The organism is Stackebrandtia soli, from assembly GCF_965137155.1.
GTDB classification, from domain to species: domain Bacteria; phylum Actinomycetota; class Actinomycetes; order Mycobacteriales; family Micromonosporaceae; genus Stackebrandtia; species Stackebrandtia soli.
This window is the reverse complement of the sequence record NZ_CBCRZX010000053.1, coordinates 29,800-30,385: the sequence shown is the minus strand read 5'-3', so window position 1 is coordinate 30,385 and position 586 is coordinate 29,800. Positions and strand designations below refer to the sequence as shown.

The following is a 586-nucleotide window of genomic DNA, read 5'->3' as shown; positions in this document are numbered from 1 at the left end:
ACCCCCAGCGCCGAAGGCGACGCCCCCGCACCGCCTCCGCCGCCCGCAGACCCCGCCAGGCGCGGTCGTTTCATCGTCATGGCGGTCCTCGGGTTGATCCTGCTCGGCGCGTCCGGAGCGGCCGGCTGGTACACCTACCAGACCGGGCACAGCGGGGCCAAGGTCGTCTGGGACACCCCCAAGCCCGAAGGCGGCTGAGTCCCACCCGTGAACGACAAAGATCCCGCGTGCCTCATCGGCACGGGGGATCTTTTCGGTATCGAGACAACGGCGGGGCGGGTTCGTCCGCTTCGCGCTCGGTCTTAGGTCACGGCTCTCGCCAGGACCACGATCAGCACCACCAGCATGAGACTGCCGAACAGGATTCCCATCCCGTACGTCAGTGTCGTCGCCCGGGTCTCGGCCTCGTTGATCGCGGCCGGGTCCTGCTCGGGCAGTTCTCGAGGCGGTGCGACCCGCACCACCTCGGGGACCTTCCACCCGGCCGGGGGTCGGACGTTGGTCGGCGGCCCCGTATAGGCCGCCGAAGACTGGGCTGCGTCGTTCATGACCGCGACGGTATCAAGCGGCGTCACTCGTGGGCTTG

General features: G+C 69.3%; 1 protein-coding gene and 1 pseudogene. One reads left to right on the top strand and one right to left on the bottom strand.

From position 1 onward, the window contains the following. A pseudogene (locus ACM9NP_RS21125) lies at window positions 1-198 on the top strand (hypothetical protein); the annotation flags it as partial. Window positions 199-302: 104 nt separating this feature from the next. Here ACM9NP_RS21125 and ACM9NP_RS21120 read toward each other — a convergent pair. Further along, window positions 303-548 (bottom strand): hypothetical protein, encoded by a 246-nt coding sequence (locus tag ACM9NP_RS21120; RefSeq protein WP_415648499.1) that lies wholly within the window; start codon window positions 546-548, stop codon window positions 303-305. Window positions 549-586 lie beyond the last annotated feature (38 nt).